This window comes from Microcoleus sp. AR_TQ3_B6 (assembly GCF_036702785.1).
GTDB lineage: Bacteria > Cyanobacteriota > Cyanobacteriia > Cyanobacteriales > Microcoleaceae > Microcoleus.
In genome coordinates this window covers 17,141-33,678 of sequence record NZ_JAUBVJ010000007.1, presented here as the reverse complement: position 1 = coordinate 33,678, position 16,538 = coordinate 17,141, and the positions used below count along the sequence as shown (strand labels likewise).

Below are 16,538 nucleotides of genomic sequence, written 5' to 3'. Positions count from 1 at the left end.
GAAGGAAAATATTATGCTTAGATTTTAGCTTAGGTTTTTTCGGAACCAGCCGAAAAGCCTCTACCTACAGGAAGAGGGTGCCTGCGATCGCCCTAACTGAAACTTCCACCCCTCGGGAGATGTTGGTGCAGGGAGATTTTTCGTTCAATAGTAGGAATTAGAGCCAGCAAAAAATTAGAAATACCAGAGAGGTTTTTATGAGTATCGACAAACCAGGCAAAGATATGGAGCGCACTGTTAATCCGGGCGATCGCATTGCCGACGAACCGCAAACCCTCGACGAAAAAGCCCAGCAACTGGCGGTAGACCACGTGCCAGACATCACGGGAGATGTTGTTACAGTTCCAACTTATGTGATGGTAGAAGAACCCGATGGGGAAAAGAAAGCCCTGCACCACGTCAAAGACGCCGACAAAATTTCTGACGTAATTCGGCAGGCCCGGGTTGACGAAAATGGCGAGCGGATTTGGGATTAAGTTCAATCCAATAAAAACGGCTTTGTTGTACAAAAGTTATCGGTAGAAATCATGGAAACAAATCCCAGAAATAGTACGCCCTATCCCAATCTTCCGCCGATACTCGAAAGTCACGATACAGAGTATCGCGACGCCGGCATTACGAGTTCAGTTGCAATTGCAGGCCATCCGCTCCACCCCGCGATCGTACTGTTTCCGATCGCCTTTTTAGTAGGAGCCGCCGGCACAGACATCGGTTATTGGCTGACAAGGGATCCGTTTTGGGCGAGAGCTTCGGTTTGGCTGATCGGTGTCGGTTTTGCTGCGGGGATTTTGGCCGCAATCACGGGCTTTTCAGAGTTTTTCAAAGTTAAAAGAGTGCGCGAGCGCAGTGCCGGTTGGTTGCACATGGGCGGGAATGTGGCGGTTATGGTACTTTCCCTGATTAACCTGGTGTTGCGACAAGGAAATCCGGCTGAGCCGATCGTCTATACAGGTTTAGCAATTTCGGTCGTCGTGGCCACCTTGCTGGGCATTACAGGCTGGTACGGCGGCGAACTAAGTTTTCGCCACAAAATCGGCGTCATCGGCCCTACCAGTCATAATTCCTAGGTTTCTGACCATTTGTAGTAGGGACTTGGGTCCCTATGAGCGTGGATAATTTAGGACTAAAGTCTTGACTACAAACTTAAAGATTGTCCCAGGCAATTCCGATAAGCATCCCTGCCAGCGATAATAGGAATAGCAATAATTTCGGGAACTTCATAGGAATGGAGTTCCTGAACTTTTGTTTTTAAAGCCTCAAATTTAGCCAAATCAGTTTTAATCAGCAACTGCTACTCTGACTCGGCCTGAATCTCGCCTTGCCAAGTATAAATAGAGCGAATTGGCGACAAACTCACACAAGCAGCCAGCTTGTGTTCAACTAGAGATTTAGCGAGATTCACCGCCTCCGCCTCCGATGCAGCAGTTACCAGCACCACCCCAAAATTAACAGTCATAACGATTTTAGATTGGAGATTAAATAATTGACTTCAACAGAAAACCTTGAGATTAGTCACTTGTAGGGAAACGGCCCAGGCTAAGTCCGGCGGGGATATCTGCCACTTTTAATAATTTTAGGACTTACGCACCGATGCCGAGAAACCGGGTTTTTTTAGCAAAATACTTGGTTCAAGCCCTAAATCTCGGTAAAAAAACCCGGTTTCTTTGTGTGCGAGTGCGTCCATTGATTTTAAAGCAGTGCGATCGCGACGCTGGCACTCGCCTATAATTCCGTAGTTACCCGATTTAATCGCCAAAAATTTCCCATTCCCCATTCGCCATTACCCATTTTAAATCTCCTTAACTTCCCAAGAATTGACTTGGCCGGGCCGAGCTAAGGAAAAGTAGCGCCTAGTAGATTCCGGCAAAATAGCTCCCGCCAACAAAGCATTATCTAAATTAGCTCCTATTAACGTCGCCTCGCTCAAATCTGCTGACATCAAATCAGCTTGACACAGCTTAGTCCAATTCAGATTTGCCCCTCTCAAACAACTTCCCCTCAACTTAGCCCCGGTTAAGTTTGCTCCCGCTAACTTCACCTCCCGCAACTGAGCCGCGCTGAAATTCGCCCCCGCCAAATTCGAGCCTTCCAAATTCGCTCCCATTAGTTTAGCTTCGCTCACATTGACGCCGCTCAAATCTGCACCGCAGAGATTCACCCCTGTCAACTGCGCTCGCCGCAGACTGACTCCGGTTAATTGAGCTCCAAAAAGTTTTGCACAATTGAGCTTTGCACCGTAAAGGTTTGCCCACTTAAAATTAGCTCCCGTCAGATTCGCGCCCAGCAAGTTAACTAATTGCAAGTCGGCGCTGCACAAATTGGCATTCCACAACACAGCACCGCGCAGGTTGGCGCCGGTTAAAGTTGCGCCGCTTAACTTTACTCTCGGCAATTTTGCTTTTACCAAAAAAGCCCCGCTCAAATTAGCTTTTGTCAAATCTGCGCCGGGGAGTTTGGCTTCGCCCATTTTGGCAAAACTCAGATTTGTTCTTTGCATCTGTGCGCCTTTGAGTGTTGCTTTGGTGAGAAACGCTCTGCTGAGGTTCGCCCCGGAAAGATTAGCTCGCGAAAGGTTGACTCCAATTAAGATTGCTCCGCTGAGGTTGGCCCCGCTGAGGTCGGCTCCAGTAAAGTCTCTTTGTCCTTTTTCGTAATTGTTGAGCAGTTCGCTAACTTCCATAGGGCGTGATACCTTTTCTGATTGGGGGGTGTCGATCGAGAAATCTTTACTATTAAGGTTTTTTCAGAAATTAGACTGTTTTAGAAATTAGACTGTTTCAGCGTTTGCCTCAAACGGTAGAAATCCCATTAACATCACTTTCTGTTTAAAGGCCATCTCTTAATAAAGATTTTATATCTTCCTCAGGGTAGCGATCGCGCTTTCGGTATTTTTGAATTAAAAGTTAATGTTTTTTGACATAGATAGTCATTCCTTAACGATCGACAATAATTAGCAACTTCAGGCGCAGCGTGCCCTTGAATCCTGCGGGAGGTTGCCAGGAACTCAAGGCCTTCTTGAGAGTCTCTACGGCGTCTGTTGCTTGCAGCGTCGAGGTTTGAGTGTCGATCGCCACTCGGGCAACGCGGCCGTCTTGTACCGACAACTCCCACAGCGCCTCGCCACTAACCCCTGTCGGGAGATTAACAGATTGCAGGTATTGACTCAAAGCGGCGATCGCCCCGGCATCCAACCCTTCGGCGCTAACTACTTGCAAGCGAGGAACCAAAGGCTTCTGGAGTGGCAACGGACTGTAACCTGCCTGCCGCACCCCAGCAGAAGCTGGCACCGGTGCCGGGCCGCGACTCGAGGTAAGGCTGTGAGTGCCGCCCCTAGTTCCCTCGCCCCCGGTCGAGGAGAAAATACCTTCATAGCTGACACCCTGCGGCAATTCTACAGGCACTTGCACGATCCGGCGAGATCCATCCGGTTCGACTCGCACTTCTTCGCTCACAGCCACAAAAGCCGTGTATTCCGACAGCAAGCGATAAGTCAGAGCAGTATTAGTCACAGCTTCCACCAGAGATTTAGTCTCGCCACCAAACATTTGATTCATTAAATCTTTAATGCGCGATCGACCCCAAAGTTGAGCTACCGCCGGATTGCCAAAATCCGTAGCGGTTGCGGAGACTGAAGTTGATTCCCGCTGCCGCCCGCCGCCGGATTGAGCAAAATTGACAGGTAAAATCTGCTCGTAAGCTGTGCCGCCGGCAAGAGTGCCGCGGATGCGAAGTTGACCGGGGGCTCGATCGGTCTTTTTGCCAAACAAAACCAGCGGCTCACTCGCAAACAAATCCGGCGCAGCGATCGGATAAATCTCCGGTTTTTCCCCCATTCCTTCCCAACTAATTTGAATATTCGTCAATACCGGACTATTAATTTGAGTAAAAAACTTTTCTACCGCAGATGCCGACGGTTCATCTTGACGAATTACTTGAGACGTGCCTCTTCCCACTTCTGCCAAACGGTTGAGCAAAAACCGATTCACCGAACTGCCGACACCAAAACTATAAAGTCGATTGCCCGGTTTTAGACTCCGCTGAACTAGAGCCAGCACTTCATTTTCATTACCAATGTAACCGTCAGTAATTAGTACCGTACTCCGCAGCCTTCCCCTTGCCGCTGCCGGAAAATTCATCACTGCTTGAATGCCGTTAAGCAGTTCAGTGCCACCGTTAGCCTGTAACTTGTCGATATAATTAATTGCCCTTTGTCGATTTTCTGCCGTATTCGCTAAAGGAGTTCTTGAAAGCGCTTGGGCAGTGTTGGCAAAATCAATAATAGTAAAAGTATCGTTGGGATTGAGCCCTTGAATGAAGCGGCGCATCAACTCCTGAGATTTTGCCAGCGGTTCGCCCTGCTGAGAGCCGGAAGTATCCATCAGAAACACGACATCTTTAGGTACAATTTGATTGGTTTTGTAATTTAATGCGGGAATCAGATAAGTAGCAAAATGACCGCCCCGCTTGTCGGATTGAGTCAAAATAGTTGCCCGAGTATTTTCGCCCGCCACTCGATAGCGCAGAATTAAATCTTTATTGGGAATTGTGTCAGAGTTAGCTAATTGGACTCGCACAATATTGCCGCTGCGGTCAGTTGTAATTTGATGGGAAGTAGAGCGGACATCGCCGATCGCCACTCCGGCATCTATTTCTACCGAAACAGCGATATTGTGACCCGAGATCGTTCCTGGAGGCAAAACAGGCGGGTTAATGCGATCGGCATCGGTATTAACCCCCCCCTGCTCCCCCCTTGCTAAGGAGTTGCCCTCGATGGCCTCCCTCGGCTCAGAACTATCGCCCCCCCTTGAATTGGGGGAGGTCAGATTTCCCGAAATATAGCGCGGCCCAACCACCATTGGAAACACAAATTCGTAATCGCCACCGGCAAACTTGAGACTTTCGGTGTAGCGAATCGTAACTTCAATTTTTTCTCCCGGTTTGATATTCGCCAGAGACTGAGTAAAAATATTGGATCGTTCTTGTTCCAACAAACCCGCACTCCGGCCTTGCTGTCTGGCTTGTTCGTAAATTTCCAAAGCTTCCTCCCGGAGTTTGATATCAGCTTTAATAGTGCGCTCGCCTATTTTAATTTCCATATCATCCACCGCCGCTTCGTCGGGCAAAGGAAATACATAAACAGCTTCTAAAGATTCCGGAAAAGGATTTTCAAACTTCTGAACAACTTCGACGCGGGAGATATTGCCAGCAATTTTGGCTTTAACTTCAGTCTGCTTGAGAGGAAAGACTTGTTCTCGGGCCGTATTTTGAGTTTTGACGAACAAACCGCCGACTGGACACCGATTTTGTGGCGATCGCGCCCCATTGCACTTAACATCGTTACTAGCGAGGATTTTTGGCGACAGAGACGAATAATTTTCCCCAGGAGCTTTTGCCTGCGCCGCATTTGGAGCCAGCCAGGCGCCACACTCGATCGCAGCGAGCAATGCGATACCAGCAGAAAGCAACCGTTGGGGGGATAGAACGCAGACAAACTTCATAGCTGTTTTTTTAGCAGACTTCAGGTGCTTTTTCTACCATGACTTTACCGTTGGCGAAACGTTCCTGAGTTAGCTTTTTGGGAAAAATGACAGAGCGCCTAGGGTCGATTTTAGATTTTAGATTTTAGATTTTAGATTTTAGATTAACTATAGCCATGCTAAATCATTTGTGAATTTCTTACTCCCGGACCGAACTCGCGGGGAGGGCTGGGGTGGGGTAAAAAATTTACAACTCCTGCAAGGATTGCTATAGCCGTTGCGGGCTGAGTCGATTTTAGATTTTAGCTTTTAGATTTTAGCTTTTAGATTTTAGATTGACTAGCCGTTGCGGGCTCATGGGGGACTCTGGAACTGTCGATTTGAGATTTGAGATTTGAGATTTGAGATGGGGGGCTGGAACTTTTGTCTAAGCCATGATTGCGAGCGGGCGATTGCTGTCGGCTTGCATCCGTATTGGGGTGAGGTCGGTTGGGGCGATCGTCCGCAAACCAAACCTAGAAGATTGTATGATAGTTAAATAATTAAATAACTCTAACCTCAACCTCTCAACTTCTAATAAATTGAAAAAGCCATGAATTTTATTAACCCCAAAACCGACTTTGCCTTTAAAAAAATATTCGGCTCTGCTGACAGCAAAGACATTTTGATTAGTTTCTTGAATGCCCTTCTCTACGAAGCACAGCCTGTTATCGAAGATTTAGAAATTATTGACCCTTATTTAGCTCCCAAAATCAAAGGAGTCAAAGATACTTACTTGGATGTCAAAGCTAAAATTAGTGGCAGCAAAACTGTAATCATTGAAATGCAGGTGTTGAATGTAGAATCATTTGAAAAGCGGATATTATACAATGCTACCAAAGCTTACTCAGTGCAATTGAAAAGCGGCGAAAACTACAACCTCTTAAATCCCGTGATTGCCTTGACGATTACAGATTTTCAAATGTTTGAGCATCTGGAAACAGTAATTTCGCGGTTTTGTATCAAAGAAAAAAACAACTTGGTCGATTATTTGGCGGACGAATTAGAATTTGTGTTTGTTGAATTGCCCAAATTTAACAAAACTTTACCAGAATTAGAGACTCTGACTGATAAGTGGATATATTTCATGAAAACCGCTCGGACGTTAAGGTCTGTGCCGGAAGAGTTGGGAAATGTACCGGAACTCCGCAAAGCTTTTACAATTGCCAATGAAGCAAATCTCGATCCGGGTGAATTGGACGATTTAGAAAGGCGAGAAATTTTTATTCAAGACCAGCGCGGTGCAATTACCAAAGCTACCAGAATCGGGATAGAACAAGGAATCAGACAAGGCATCGAACAAGGAAAGTTGGAGTTAGTGGTGCGGCTGTTGGAGCGCCGTGTCGGCCCCTTGTCGCCGGAGATTCAAACTCGCATCCGTCAGTTATCCGCTCAGCAATTAGAGAATCTAGGAGAGGCACTATTAGACTTTGCCAGTGTGTCAGATTTGACAACTTGGTTGCAAGCACATAACAATCGTCAATGATAGGCCAAATGGGTGTAGGGGCAATCCCCCGTGGTTGCCCTTCTGGATTACCTATGTCACATTTGAGTCTGACCTGACATTGAAGCATCTAAAGTCGAAAATCCTATGAGCAAATTTGTGTTTGTGACCGGCGGCGTGGTTTCCAGTATCGGCAAGGGAATTGTCGCTGCTTCCTTGGGTCGCCTATTGAAGTCGCGGGATTATTCGGTCTCGATTTTGAAGCTAGACCCCTATATTAACGTTGACCCCGGCACTCTCAGCCCGTTTCAGCACGGAGAAGTCTTCGTGACGCAAGACGGTGCCGAAACAGACCTGGATTTGGGACACTACGAGCGTTTTACCGATACTTCCATGTCTCGCCTCAACAGCGTCACCACGGGTTCCATTTATCAAGCGGTGATCAACAAAGAACGCCGCGGCGAGTATCAGGGCAGCACGGTGCAGGTGATTCCGCACATCACTAACGAGATTAAAGAGCGAATTCACCGAGTAGCAAAAAATACTAATCCCGATGTGGTAATTACGGAAATCGGCGGAACGGTGGGAGATATTGAATCTTTGCCGTTTTTGGAGGCAATTCGCCAGTTTCGCAAGGATGTCGGGCGGCAAAATGTTGTGTATATGCACGTGACGCTGATACCTTGGATTCCGGCGGCTGGGGAGATGAAAACTAAACCGACTCAGCATTCAGTGAAGGAATTGCGGTCGATCGGCATTCAACCAGATATTTTAGTCTGTCGGTGCGATCGTCCGCTGTCTTTTGGCATGAAACAAAAATTGTCGGAATTCTGCAACGTACCCGAAGAATGTGTCATCACCGCTCAAGATGCTAAAAGTATCTACGAAGTGCCGCTGATGATGGAACAGGAAGGTTTAGCGGAACAAAGCATCAATTTGCTGCAACTCGAACAGCGGCAACCCGATTTGACTCAGTGGCAAACCTTAGTCAAGCGGCTTTACAGTCCCAACCACAAGATTGATATTGCTTTGGTGGGCAAATACGTGCGGTTGAACGATGCTTATCTTTCGGTGGTCGAAGCTTTGCGGCACGCAGCAATCTCTATCGGCGGCGACCTCAATTTGCACTGGATTAACTCAGAAGATTTAGAATCGGGAAACCTCGAAAATTATCTCAAAAATATCAACGGCATTCTTGTACCCGGGGGTTTTGGGATTCGGGGAGTTGACGGCAAAATAGCAGCCATCGAATATGCCAAACACCATAAAATACCCTTTTTGGGATTGTGTTTGGGGATGCAGTGTGCTGTCATTGAATGGGCGCGCCACACCGCCCAACTAGCGGATGCTAACAGCGCTGAATTTGACCCAGATACCACAAATCCGGTAATTAATTTATTGCCAGAACAGCAAGATGTAGTCGATTTGGGCGGTACAATGCGACTGGGTTTGTATCCGTGCCGTGTCAACCCAGACACCCTCGCTTTCAAACTTTATCAGAAAGAAGTGATTTACGAGCGACACCGCCACCGGTACGAATTTAACAACGCCTACCGCAATCTTTTCTTAGAATCAGGTTATGCAGTCTCCGGGACATCTCCCGACGGCCGATTGGTAGAAATGATCGAATTGCCCAACCATCCATTTTTCATAGCCAGTCAATTTCACCCCGAATTCCAATCTCGACCTAGCACCCCCCACCCCTTGTTTCAGGGGTTTATCCAGGCGGCGAGCATCCAGGGAAAGCAAGATTTTTTAGAATCTGAGGGTCGCGACTTGGTGGCCGGGAAACTTGCAGGAAACTGATCTAATATTATGTCCGATCGATTAGTTCTGATATATTAGATGTCTGTAGGGGCGGGTGAGAGTACACAATATTCAAATCGGGCAGATAATCGATCGTACTCTCCCCCGCCCAACCCAACAATCCGATTTGATTCGGGCCGCACTTACCCGACTAGATATCGGGCAGCATTCTCAACGAGTGAAAAACCTCACCCCCTAGCTTTAGCATAGGGGTACGGGGGCTAGTACCCGAGGGCAAAAGGCAAAAGGCAGAAGGCAGAAGGTAAAAATGCTGATTTTTTTACTTAACTTTTTAGCTGGGATTTCAAGGGTGATACCAGTTAAAAAAAAAATGCAACTTTAGGCAAGTTCCAAACCCCGATAGTCATCAGTCATGCCCAATCTAAAATCTCAAATCTCAAATCTCAAATGCTATAAGTTGTCAAACTATCCTAAAATACCAGGAAACACAGGTTTGAGGAGGCTTTGTGGCTTATTGGAGCAAATTTACTTATGAGAAAAGTACATATATAATTGACCTTGACACGATTAGTGCTTTTTCTAGCGAACTCGATAACAAGCGTCTCACCTTTTGGCTGCCTAATAGCAGTCAGCCGATTATCCTCAATCCCCAAGGCAATTATGACGCTTACAACCAAGTTCTCGAGTACATCAAAAAAACCATAGATCGCAATTCTAGAGGCTGGTGGATTAAAATTAATTATGACCGCAAAGAATTTGCGATCGATATGAGTCGAATTAGCTCATTTGCTTGCGAAGGGAACGGCCGGCTAAGCTTTTTCTTGCCTGACAGCGCAACTAATATTATTATCCTCCGCCAACGCAACCCGGAAACTTATCACGAAATTCAGGAATACATTAAAAATACGACTGGACAATCTTTGGAATGAAGAAGTCATTAGTCATTAGTCATTAGTCATTAGTCATTAGTCATTAGTTTAGTCCTGGGCGCACCGAGGCTCAGAAACCGGGTTTTTTTCCGAAAAAACTTGGTTCGTACTCGAAGACTAGTAAAAAACCCGGTTTCTTTGGTATGTGTGCGTCCAGGACTGTAGTTAGAAAAATGAACAATGAAGGATGAAGGGAGACTATTTTTATTTTTAGTAACTCCTAACATTCATTTTAATTTTTTTTGTGGTAAGGTGCTGAGGTGGCGACCTAAGTTTAGATACAGCATTTTTTAGGTAAGTGATGTACATAGCTTTCGATAGAGGACACGGCAGTGCCGTTTCCCTACAGCTTGCGCTTGACGGGTGTACTTCATAAACGTGGAATCTGCTGTATGAAAAAAGCGCAGTCAAATGCGCTGCCTTTTAAAAATTTAACTATTTAGCAAGCTGCCAAGCTAATTTTGCGGCGCCTACCATGCCTGCTTGATTGCCCAATTCAGCAACCAATAACTGCAAATCTTCGCGAGAACTTGGCAGTACCCGCCGCTCAATTTCTTCTCGAACCTGCGGTAAGAAAAATTCTGCACCTGCACTAATTCCACCGCCGATAATAATAGCTTCCGGCGTCAAAATATAAATTATGCTTGCCAAACCGATACCGAGATAGCGCCCGTATTTTTGCCAGAATTCTAAAGCTTTGGCATCTCCAGACTTAGCTAGATTTGCTAATTCTAGCGGTTCCAAACCCGTTTCTCGGCGAATTGCTTGCACCGAAACATACTGTTCTAAAGAACCGCGATTGCCGCTGTTGCACTCGGGGCCGTCTGGATTTATAGCAATCAATCCTAGTTCTCCGGCCGCGCCTCGATGGCCTGTAAATAGTTTGCCGTCTAGGATAACTGCACCGCCGACTCCTGTACCTAAAGTTAGTAAGATTAGGTCTTTAAAGTGCCTTCCTGCGCCCAACCAAGCTTCTCCCAATCCGGCACAGTTGGCATCATTTGCTAATATGGTCGGCAGTCCGGTTTTAGCTTCCAACCAGTCAGCGAGGGGGACATTTTGCCAGTTTTTGAGGTTAATTGCTACTCTGGCTATGCGGCCGGGGGCGTCTGCGGGGCCTGGAGTGCCGATGCCGATCGCACTTACAGCATTTTCGACCGGATTCAGTTGTAAAATAGCATCCGCCATTGTGCCTAAAACGGCTTCTGGCGTTGCGGGTTGAGGGGTTGGGACTGTTAAGGATTGGTGACAAATGCCGTCTTCGCTAAATCTGCCGAGTTTAATTGCGGTTCCGCCTAAGTCGATGCCGATTACTTGTGTCATGCGAGGTGGGTTTTGGATGCCAGGATTTGGGATTAATCTTAATAGTATAAACATATTGTAGGGTGTCCATGGCGCACCTTACCAATTAAGTTTGTAGTGAGGACTTCAGTCCTAAAATTCCTCTTTTAACTGTATGATAATTAGCGAGGTAAACTGCGCTTAATTCTTAATATTATCATAGCCATCGCCATACCTAGCCCAAAGGCTGGATAGAAGCAAGTTCACCTATTCAATTTCTCCTAACTTACGTTGCGCTAGGTCTCGGTTGTGCAAAGCATCGCGGTAGTCTGGTTTGAGAGCAATTGCCTGGTTATAAGATGCGATCGCCTCGGAAAATCGTCCTAAATTATACTCCTGATTCCCTCTCTCGCACCAGGCTTTCGCCTCTACAGCATTAACTTCAGATTCTTCCTCCGCACCCTCAGCGCCGCTGCGGTTTTCTTCCCCAGAAAAACCCAAACCATCCCCAACAAACACCGCCTCAATTACCCTCCCCTTCCCAGCATCATCCTCAACCTCCGCCAGCGGAAACCGTGTCAATATCTCCCGCCCAATTTCCCCCGCCACCTCTGACAATTCCCCGCTGCCAATCCTACCTAACAATACCAGCCGCTGCGCCAATTCTTGAAGCGATGCCACCGCATCCGTAGCAGGGGTGTCATCATGTTCGCCCTCTAACAATCTTTTCCCAAACCGTCGCAACCAAGCCGCCAATTCACCATCTTTAAGGCGTTTTGCGATTAAGAATCCCGCTACATCCCCTCGACTCCAACCGACATTCACCCCTTCCAGGATTTCCATGAATTTCGACTCGTATTCCGCGTCAGTTAGGGTGGGGCGGATGGCGGTATTTGCCGGCGGCGGGGTGGGTGGGGTTGGGTATCCGAATATTCGCTGAAATAGTCGTTTGAAGAATTGCCAAATTTTGTTTAGCATTTGTGAGATTAAAAGGGTGGGGTATTTTCTATTTTATAGCAATTATCAAAAGTAGGATTACATATGGATTGTCCGCGATATCTGTAGGAACCCGGCACTGCCGTGTCCGGGCTTGCGACGCACAGCGAACAATCATTAATCTACTTTAAAAGCGGATAATACAGTTCTCCAGTTGAGTTGATATAACCGGCCCTATCGCCCGCTAAATTCCCCGTTCCCATAAATACGTCAACTCTCCCCGCACCTTTGATTGCACCGCCAGTATCCTGATCCAAAACGTACCGATTCACGGCATTTTGTTCGAGTTGTCCCGCCGCATTCGGATAAGGGAGTTTTGTACTAATTAATGCTAGTGCGCCGGGGGGCATTAAGGCTTTATCGGTGGCGATCGACCTTTCGGCAGTTACTGGCACTCCAATGCTGCCCGTGGGCAGTGCTCCGTTGGTTTCCCGGAAGAATACAAAGCTTTGATTTTTCGGCAAATACTTGTCCATATCTGCGGGAAATTTGGTGAAATATTCCGTTAGTTTCGGCAAATTTAACTCTTCTAAAGTAAACTTTCCGTCTTTAACTAATTCTCGCCCGACCCCTGTATAACTGTGACTGGTTTTGCCGGCGAAACCGACTGTCATGACGCCGCCATCTGTTAGCTGCAATCTTGCAGAACCTTGGACGTGCACGAGAAATGCTTGGAATCGATCGCGCAACCAAACTAATTCTAATCCTCGCAGCAATCCTTTGCTTCCCTGCAAAGCATTTGCGCCTTCCAAATCTAATCTTGTCGGGTGAGGTTTCGGCCAAGATGCCAGGTTTGGCGGCATCCGGTACAGGGGATAACGGTATTCGGAATTAGGCGTGCGAGATGCTGGGTAAGTCGGCTCGAAATAACCCGTAAATGCTACTGTTCCTTTGCCGTCTTTACCCGTGGATTTGTAAAATACAAACTCGCGCTTGACAGATTCCTGAAGCTGTGCGGGGGTTGTGGAACTGACAACTAATTGGCGGAATCGATCGAGGGAACGGCGGACTCGATCGCGCGTAACTTCTGCTACTGGATAGCGGCTGTAAGCAGTGGCGGCGGCGGATGTATCGAGATAGCGGAGGCTGTTGTCGATCGACTTTAACAGCAATTGGCGATCGCCCGGTTTGCCATTTTCGCCCCAGATTTGAGCGTCAAAGGCGAGATTCTCCGACTCGCCAGCTTGCAATTGATTTAGACTAATTGGTTCCAGCGGCGCCACTGCAACGGCGGGCACCGAAAAAGCGATCGCCAAAACGCAACAGGCGATCGCTAATAGCTGATAGCGAAAAATCTTGCTCAATTTCCAATCTTCCCTACTCAATTGATAATTTTCTTTATTCATCGTATCGTTCGACGCTAGAAGTAAATATCGGTTCTACGCGAATTGCAATCACGCTGGTAGGCCGAACTACCATGTATTCGCCTTGAATATTTTTGATCGGGACGTTAAGAAATTCTCTTGAATCTTGTTTCGGCACCAGTGTACTGCTGTACCACTTTTGAAAATCTGCCAGGGTTGCGAAACGTACTTCTTCGCGATGGCCGCCATCAAGCAGCAGGTGCACGGAATATTCGCTTGGTGTTCTAGGCATATCTGTATTTTAGATTTTTGATTTTAAGCTTTTGGAACGATTCCATATTTTACCTCTTCCTCGCCCCATTTCCTCATCGAGTAGGTTGGGTTGAGCCAGAGGGGGAGGGGGAGAGTGGGAGAGTAGGAGACGGGGGAGGGGGGAGAGTGGGAGAGGGGGAGACGGGCGAGACGGGCGAGGGTGAAAATCTCAATCTCAAATCTAAAATCTAAAATCTAAAATCGATTGACGGCGACCCCCATCTGTGGCTACGGTGTGAAAATAAGGCTGCTTTCCTCAAAGAGGAAGCAGCCCACGTCGCTCAAAAACCTAGTTGCACTGCCCATTGCTGCGCCAACAGAAATAGACAGCTACCGCCAAACTGAGTAAGCAGTATGGAGGCTAATTGAGAATTTTAACATTCTCTGTAGCCGCCCTGCTCTGTGTTAACGTGCGGGGCGGCTGGGTTTTTGGGTTTTCTTGGAAAACCAAAAACCAGGAGACCATAATTATGTCACAGGAATTCGTGCCTGACGATAACTTTTCCGTTAGCGAAGCTCTCGAAGAGGATCGTCCAAATGACGCCTCAGCAGTATCGGAACAGGAAGTCGTGCCGATAACGGTCGTCGGTTCCCGCGCCGCCGTGTTAGAAACCATCCACACCTTGTACCGACTGGGATTTGCCTCTGTCGGGGATTGGAGTCCGCCGCAGCGGGGTGCAAAGCCGGGACCAGTGATTAGCGTCCTCATTCGCCGTCACCGAAAAGCTTAAGAATTCGCCTGTTACATCCACGTCGGGCGCGGAAGGCACTTTGAGCCGTGGGAACCTTAATTTGTAAGGCTTGTGCAGAAACTCGGTTTCTGCACAAGGCCTATCAACTGGCGATAGGCCTTGATTTTAAAAAAAATCATGCTATGTATATTTTATAGAAACTTTCATCTATCTGTGGAATGAACTTATCCATTATTGGCGATCACAATTACATTTTGGGGATAGCAGCCCTGCTGAAATCCATAGAACTCAATGTTACTGAAGATCCGAAGTTGCCTGTCAAGGTTACTGTGGTGTCAACAGGTATTAATACGCAGCAAAGGGAAAAATTGCAAAAGTGCTGCAAATACGAGATAGAATGGGAAGAAGTTAAGCCGAATTACGGGGGATTGCTGTCTTTGTCGGGTTCTAAGCTGACTTACGCGAGATTGGAACCGGAAAAATACACAAAGGCTAAAGACAGACTGATTTGGCTCGACAGCGACATGATAGTTCTGGGCAGCTTAGATCCTCTGTGGAACTTAGACTTTGAAGGAATGCCCCTAGCTGCAGCGCTCAATATTTGGGGAAATCCCAACAACCCGGCCGATAAAAAGCCTTATTTCAATGCAGGTCTCTTAGTTTTTAATCTGAAGCTTTGGGAGGAGGAAAAACTGTCTGAAAAAATGATCGAAAACGCTCGGATCAACCTTTGGTGCGATTGCGACCAAGGGACATCAAATTCGGTTTTAGGGGGAAGGTGGAAGCTATTAGAGCAGATATGGAACAACCCCAATACGGACGAGGATATGTCAACTAGAGTGATGCACTTTATATCCCATCCGAAACCTTGGGACAGCCCCCAACCTCATAAATTATGGCTGGAGATGTTGTCTCAGACACCGTTTAAGGACGACCTGTCCCTAATTAAAAATAAGGCCGATTGGCTTGTGAAGGTAAAGACACAATACAAACGATGGGAACCGTGGGTGAGGGAACCGATAACAAAAGTTAAGAGCTATCTCAAAAATAAACAAAGGTAATACCTTTTGAGGTTTGAGATTAAAAAATAGGGAAAGACTGATAATTAATTACGGGTGCATCTCAGTTTGGCAAATACATCAAGTGGAAAGTTGACCATTAAGATAAGCACAGCGCCGAGAAAGGAATTAGGCAACACTCTCGATATTCCACTGCCCTCCCGATAATTTCACGCTGAAGCCAATTCGTTTAATCGTTGATTCCACTGTTCCAGAACCGATCGAACTTAAAGATTCTTCTTTATCGTATCGGTAGTTAACTATTCGGTTGCGATGGAAATCTAAATAATTGCAAAAGGTTTTAAATCCTTTTCTTGTCAACTCCTTAAATAAATCGCTCGCTTGATTAACTTGACCTGACCACAACAAATTTTCTGATTGCTTTAATCGTTTTGCTGAACCTCCTGCTTGGTAGAGATTTTCTTTCAGATGATACCAATCTAAGATTTCTTGCCTTTGTTCAGGCACTCCTATTTCTTGAAATAAGTTCCAAATTCCGGGATTAGCATCTCAATTGCAATACAGATGATGTAGCAATTTTTGGCTATTACTCCAATCAATTAAATCTTGATTATTTTGAAAAAAGGCTCCGCAATAAACATTATCTAAACACAGGGCTTTATAATCTTTCCAATAACATGGCTCACCCTTTTTTTCGTTGCGTAGCCTGACTTTACCTCCATCTAAAGTAATTTTTTGGACTCCTTTTTTAGATGTAGGCAATTCAAATTCTTGTCGTTTTACTAATCTCTGTAACGTACTATGAGCAACTGGGATTCCTGTGAATGTTTCTAAATCTTGTTCTCCTTTTTGATAAGACTCATTGGCACTGATTATCAGAGCACACTTTTCCATCAGGGGACTAAGTTGACTATAAGGTTTTAACCAGAAATATTCCGCCTGATTATTTGTAATCCTGAGCGACCCAACTACAAATTTTACTGTTCGCGTTCTTCCGGTTTTAATTCCTGATGCTGTTGAAAAAAAAAGCTACCTAGTTCTGGCAACACTTCGGATAATAATTTTTGAAGGAGAATTTTTCGATACTTTCAAAATTTGACAGTTCGGTTGAATCTGTATTTCTGTAAAGAATTTTTGCTACCTCTTTTAAGTGTGCTTTTAGGCGCTTTTGGTCTGAGGGTGTCATTTTTTTCAATCATTTTTTTTCACAGTTTTACTAGCTTTTTCATTTTCGCCCTTTTTTCAGAGATTTGCTTTCATTGAGATGCACCCTTAATT

General features: G+C 46.3%; 15 protein-coding genes and 2 pseudogenes. 8 read left to right on the top strand and 9 right to left on the bottom strand.

The window, feature by feature from the left end:
- Window positions 1-197 precede the first annotated feature (197 nt).
- Together QUB56_RS05540 and QUB56_RS05535 are read left to right on the top strand one after the other, a co-directional pair.
- Window positions 198-476: a hypothetical protein gene (locus QUB56_RS05540; RefSeq protein WP_332953885.1), complete on the top strand. Its 279-nt coding sequence runs from the start codon at window positions 198-200 to the stop codon at window positions 474-476.
- 51 nt (window positions 477-527) lie between these two features.
- Window positions 528-1,067, top strand: a complete 540-nt coding sequence (locus tag QUB56_RS05535; RefSeq protein WP_332953884.1) for a DUF2231 domain-containing protein — start codon at window positions 528-530, stop codon at window positions 1,065-1,067.
- A 68-nt stretch (window positions 1,068-1,135) separates the two neighbouring features.
- Here QUB56_RS05535 and cutA read toward each other — a convergent pair.
- The 4 genes and pseudogenes from cutA to QUB56_RS05515 all read right to left on the bottom strand — a co-directional run bounded on the left by cutA (window position 1,136) and on the right by QUB56_RS05515 (window position 5,498).
- Window positions 1,136-1,456 (bottom strand): annotated as a pseudogene (gene cutA, locus QUB56_RS05530) (divalent-cation tolerance protein CutA).
- 117 nt (window positions 1,457-1,573) lie between these two features.
- On the bottom strand, window positions 1,574-1,774 hold the full coding sequence (locus QUB56_RS05525) for a hypothetical protein (RefSeq protein WP_332953883.1): 201 nt from the start codon (window positions 1,772-1,774) through the stop codon (window positions 1,574-1,576).
- 15 nt (window positions 1,775-1,789) lie between these two features.
- Window positions 1,790-2,680, bottom strand: a complete 891-nt coding sequence (locus QUB56_RS05520) for a pentapeptide repeat-containing protein (protein WP_332953882.1) — start codon at window positions 2,678-2,680, stop codon at window positions 1,790-1,792.
- A gap of 253 nt (window positions 2,681-2,933) precedes the next feature.
- Window positions 2,934-5,498: a VIT domain-containing protein gene (locus tag QUB56_RS05515; protein WP_332953880.1), complete on the bottom strand. Its 2,565-nt coding sequence runs from the start codon at window positions 5,496-5,498 to the stop codon at window positions 2,934-2,936.
- 571 nt (window positions 5,499-6,069) lie between these two features.
- Between QUB56_RS05515 and QUB56_RS05510 the strand changes: the two genes are divergently transcribed.
- The 3 genes from QUB56_RS05510 to QUB56_RS05500 all read left to right on the top strand — a co-directional run bounded on the left by QUB56_RS05510 (window position 6,070) and on the right by QUB56_RS05500 (window position 9,656).
- On the top strand, window positions 6,070-7,002 hold the full coding sequence (locus QUB56_RS05510) for an Rpn family recombination-promoting nuclease/putative transposase (protein WP_332953878.1): 933 nt from the start codon (window positions 6,070-6,072) through the stop codon (window positions 7,000-7,002).
- 105 nt (window positions 7,003-7,107) lie between these two features.
- Window positions 7,108-8,766, top strand: coding sequence for a CTP synthase (locus QUB56_RS05505; RefSeq protein WP_332953875.1), 1,659 nt, complete (start codon window positions 7,108-7,110; stop codon window positions 8,764-8,766).
- A 467-nt stretch (window positions 8,767-9,233) separates the two neighbouring features.
- Window positions 9,234-9,656 (top strand): hypothetical protein, encoded by a 423-nt coding sequence (locus QUB56_RS05500; RefSeq protein WP_332953872.1) that lies wholly within the window; start codon window positions 9,234-9,236, stop codon window positions 9,654-9,656.
- A gap of 435 nt (window positions 9,657-10,091) precedes the next feature.
- Here QUB56_RS05500 and QUB56_RS05495 read toward each other — a convergent pair whose 3' ends face one another.
- The 4 genes from QUB56_RS05495 to QUB56_RS05480 all read right to left on the bottom strand — a co-directional run bounded on the left by QUB56_RS05495 (window position 10,092) and on the right by QUB56_RS05480 (window position 13,529).
- Window positions 10,092-10,979, bottom strand: coding sequence for an ROK family protein (locus tag QUB56_RS05495; RefSeq protein WP_332953871.1), 888 nt, complete (start codon window positions 10,977-10,979; stop codon window positions 10,092-10,094).
- Window positions 10,980-11,204: 225 nt separating this feature from the next.
- Entirely contained in the window at window positions 11,205-11,915 is a 711-nt protein-coding gene (locus QUB56_RS05490) for a tetratricopeptide repeat protein (RefSeq protein WP_332953869.1), read from the bottom strand.
- Window positions 11,916-12,055: 140 nt separating this feature from the next.
- Complete coding sequence (locus tag QUB56_RS05485; RefSeq protein WP_332953867.1) at window positions 12,056-13,279, bottom strand: murein transglycosylase A; 1,224 nt, start codon at window positions 13,277-13,279, stop codon at window positions 12,056-12,058.
- Complete coding sequence (locus QUB56_RS05480) at window positions 13,272-13,529, bottom strand: hypothetical protein (RefSeq protein ID WP_332953866.1); 258 nt, start codon at window positions 13,527-13,529, stop codon at window positions 13,272-13,274. Before QUB56_RS05480 ends, QUB56_RS05485 begins: the two co-directional genes overlap by 8 nt.
- 225 nt (window positions 13,530-13,754) lie before the next feature.
- Between QUB56_RS05480 and QUB56_RS05475 the strand changes: the two genes are divergently transcribed.
- From QUB56_RS05475 to QUB56_RS05465, 3 genes are all read left to right on the top strand, one after another.
- Window positions 13,755-13,898, top strand: coding sequence for a hypothetical protein (locus QUB56_RS05475; protein ID WP_332953865.1), 144 nt, complete (start codon window positions 13,755-13,757; stop codon window positions 13,896-13,898).
- Window positions 13,899-14,019: 121 nt separating this feature from the next.
- Window positions 14,020-14,280, top strand: coding sequence for a hypothetical protein (locus QUB56_RS05470; RefSeq protein ID WP_332953864.1), 261 nt, complete (start codon window positions 14,020-14,022; stop codon window positions 14,278-14,280).
- 179 nt (window positions 14,281-14,459) lie between these two features.
- Window positions 14,460-15,302, top strand: coding sequence for a glycosyltransferase (locus QUB56_RS05465; protein WP_332953861.1), 843 nt, complete (start codon window positions 14,460-14,462; stop codon window positions 15,300-15,302).
- Window positions 15,303-15,428: 126 nt separating this feature from the next.
- On the opposite strand, the pseudogene QUB56_RS05460 reads toward QUB56_RS05465, so the two are convergent.
- Window positions 15,429-16,446 (bottom strand): annotated as a pseudogene (locus QUB56_RS05460) (ISKra4 family transposase).
- Between the last annotated feature and the right edge of the window lie 92 nt (window positions 16,447-16,538).

Bases quoted from the DNA above. Each gene is read 5' to 3' on its own strand.
- QUB56_RS05540 (WP_332953885.1), top strand. From the start codon at position 198: ATGAGTATCGACAAACCAGGCAAAGATATGGAGCGCACTGTTAATCCG.
- QUB56_RS05535 (WP_332953884.1), top strand. From the start codon at position 528: ATGGAAACAAATCCCAGAAATAGTACGCCCTATCCCAATCTTCCGCCG.
- QUB56_RS05525 (WP_332953883.1), bottom strand. From the start codon at position 1,774: ATGGGGAATGGGAAATTTTTGGCGATTAAATCGGGTAACTACGGAATT.
- QUB56_RS05520 (WP_332953882.1), bottom strand. From the start codon at position 2,680: ATGGAAGTTAGCGAACTGCTCAACAATTACGAAAAAGGACAAAGAGAC.
- QUB56_RS05515 (WP_332953880.1), bottom strand. From the start codon at position 5,498: ATGAAGTTTGTCTGCGTTCTATCCCCCCAACGGTTGCTTTCTGCTGGT.
- QUB56_RS05510 (WP_332953878.1), top strand. From the start codon at position 6,070: ATGAATTTTATTAACCCCAAAACCGACTTTGCCTTTAAAAAAATATTC.
- QUB56_RS05505 (WP_332953875.1), top strand. From the start codon at position 7,108: ATGAGCAAATTTGTGTTTGTGACCGGCGGCGTGGTTTCCAGTATCGGC.
- QUB56_RS05495 (WP_332953871.1), bottom strand. From the start codon at position 10,979: ATGACACAAGTAATCGGCATCGACTTAGGCGGAACCGCAATTAAACTC.
- QUB56_RS05490 (WP_332953869.1), bottom strand. From the start codon at position 11,915: ATGCTAAACAAAATTTGGCAATTCTTCAAACGACTATTTCAGCGAATA.
- QUB56_RS05485 (WP_332953867.1), bottom strand. From the start codon at position 13,279: ATGAATAAAGAAAATTATCAATTGAGTAGGGAAGATTGGAAATTGAGC.
- QUB56_RS05480 (WP_332953866.1), bottom strand. From the start codon at position 13,529: ATGCCTAGAACACCAAGCGAATATTCCGTGCACCTGCTGCTTGATGGC.
- QUB56_RS05470 (WP_332953864.1), top strand. From the start codon at position 14,020: ATGTCACAGGAATTCGTGCCTGACGATAACTTTTCCGTTAGCGAAGCT.
- QUB56_RS05465 (WP_332953861.1), top strand. From the start codon at position 14,460: ATGAACTTATCCATTATTGGCGATCACAATTACATTTTGGGGATAGCA.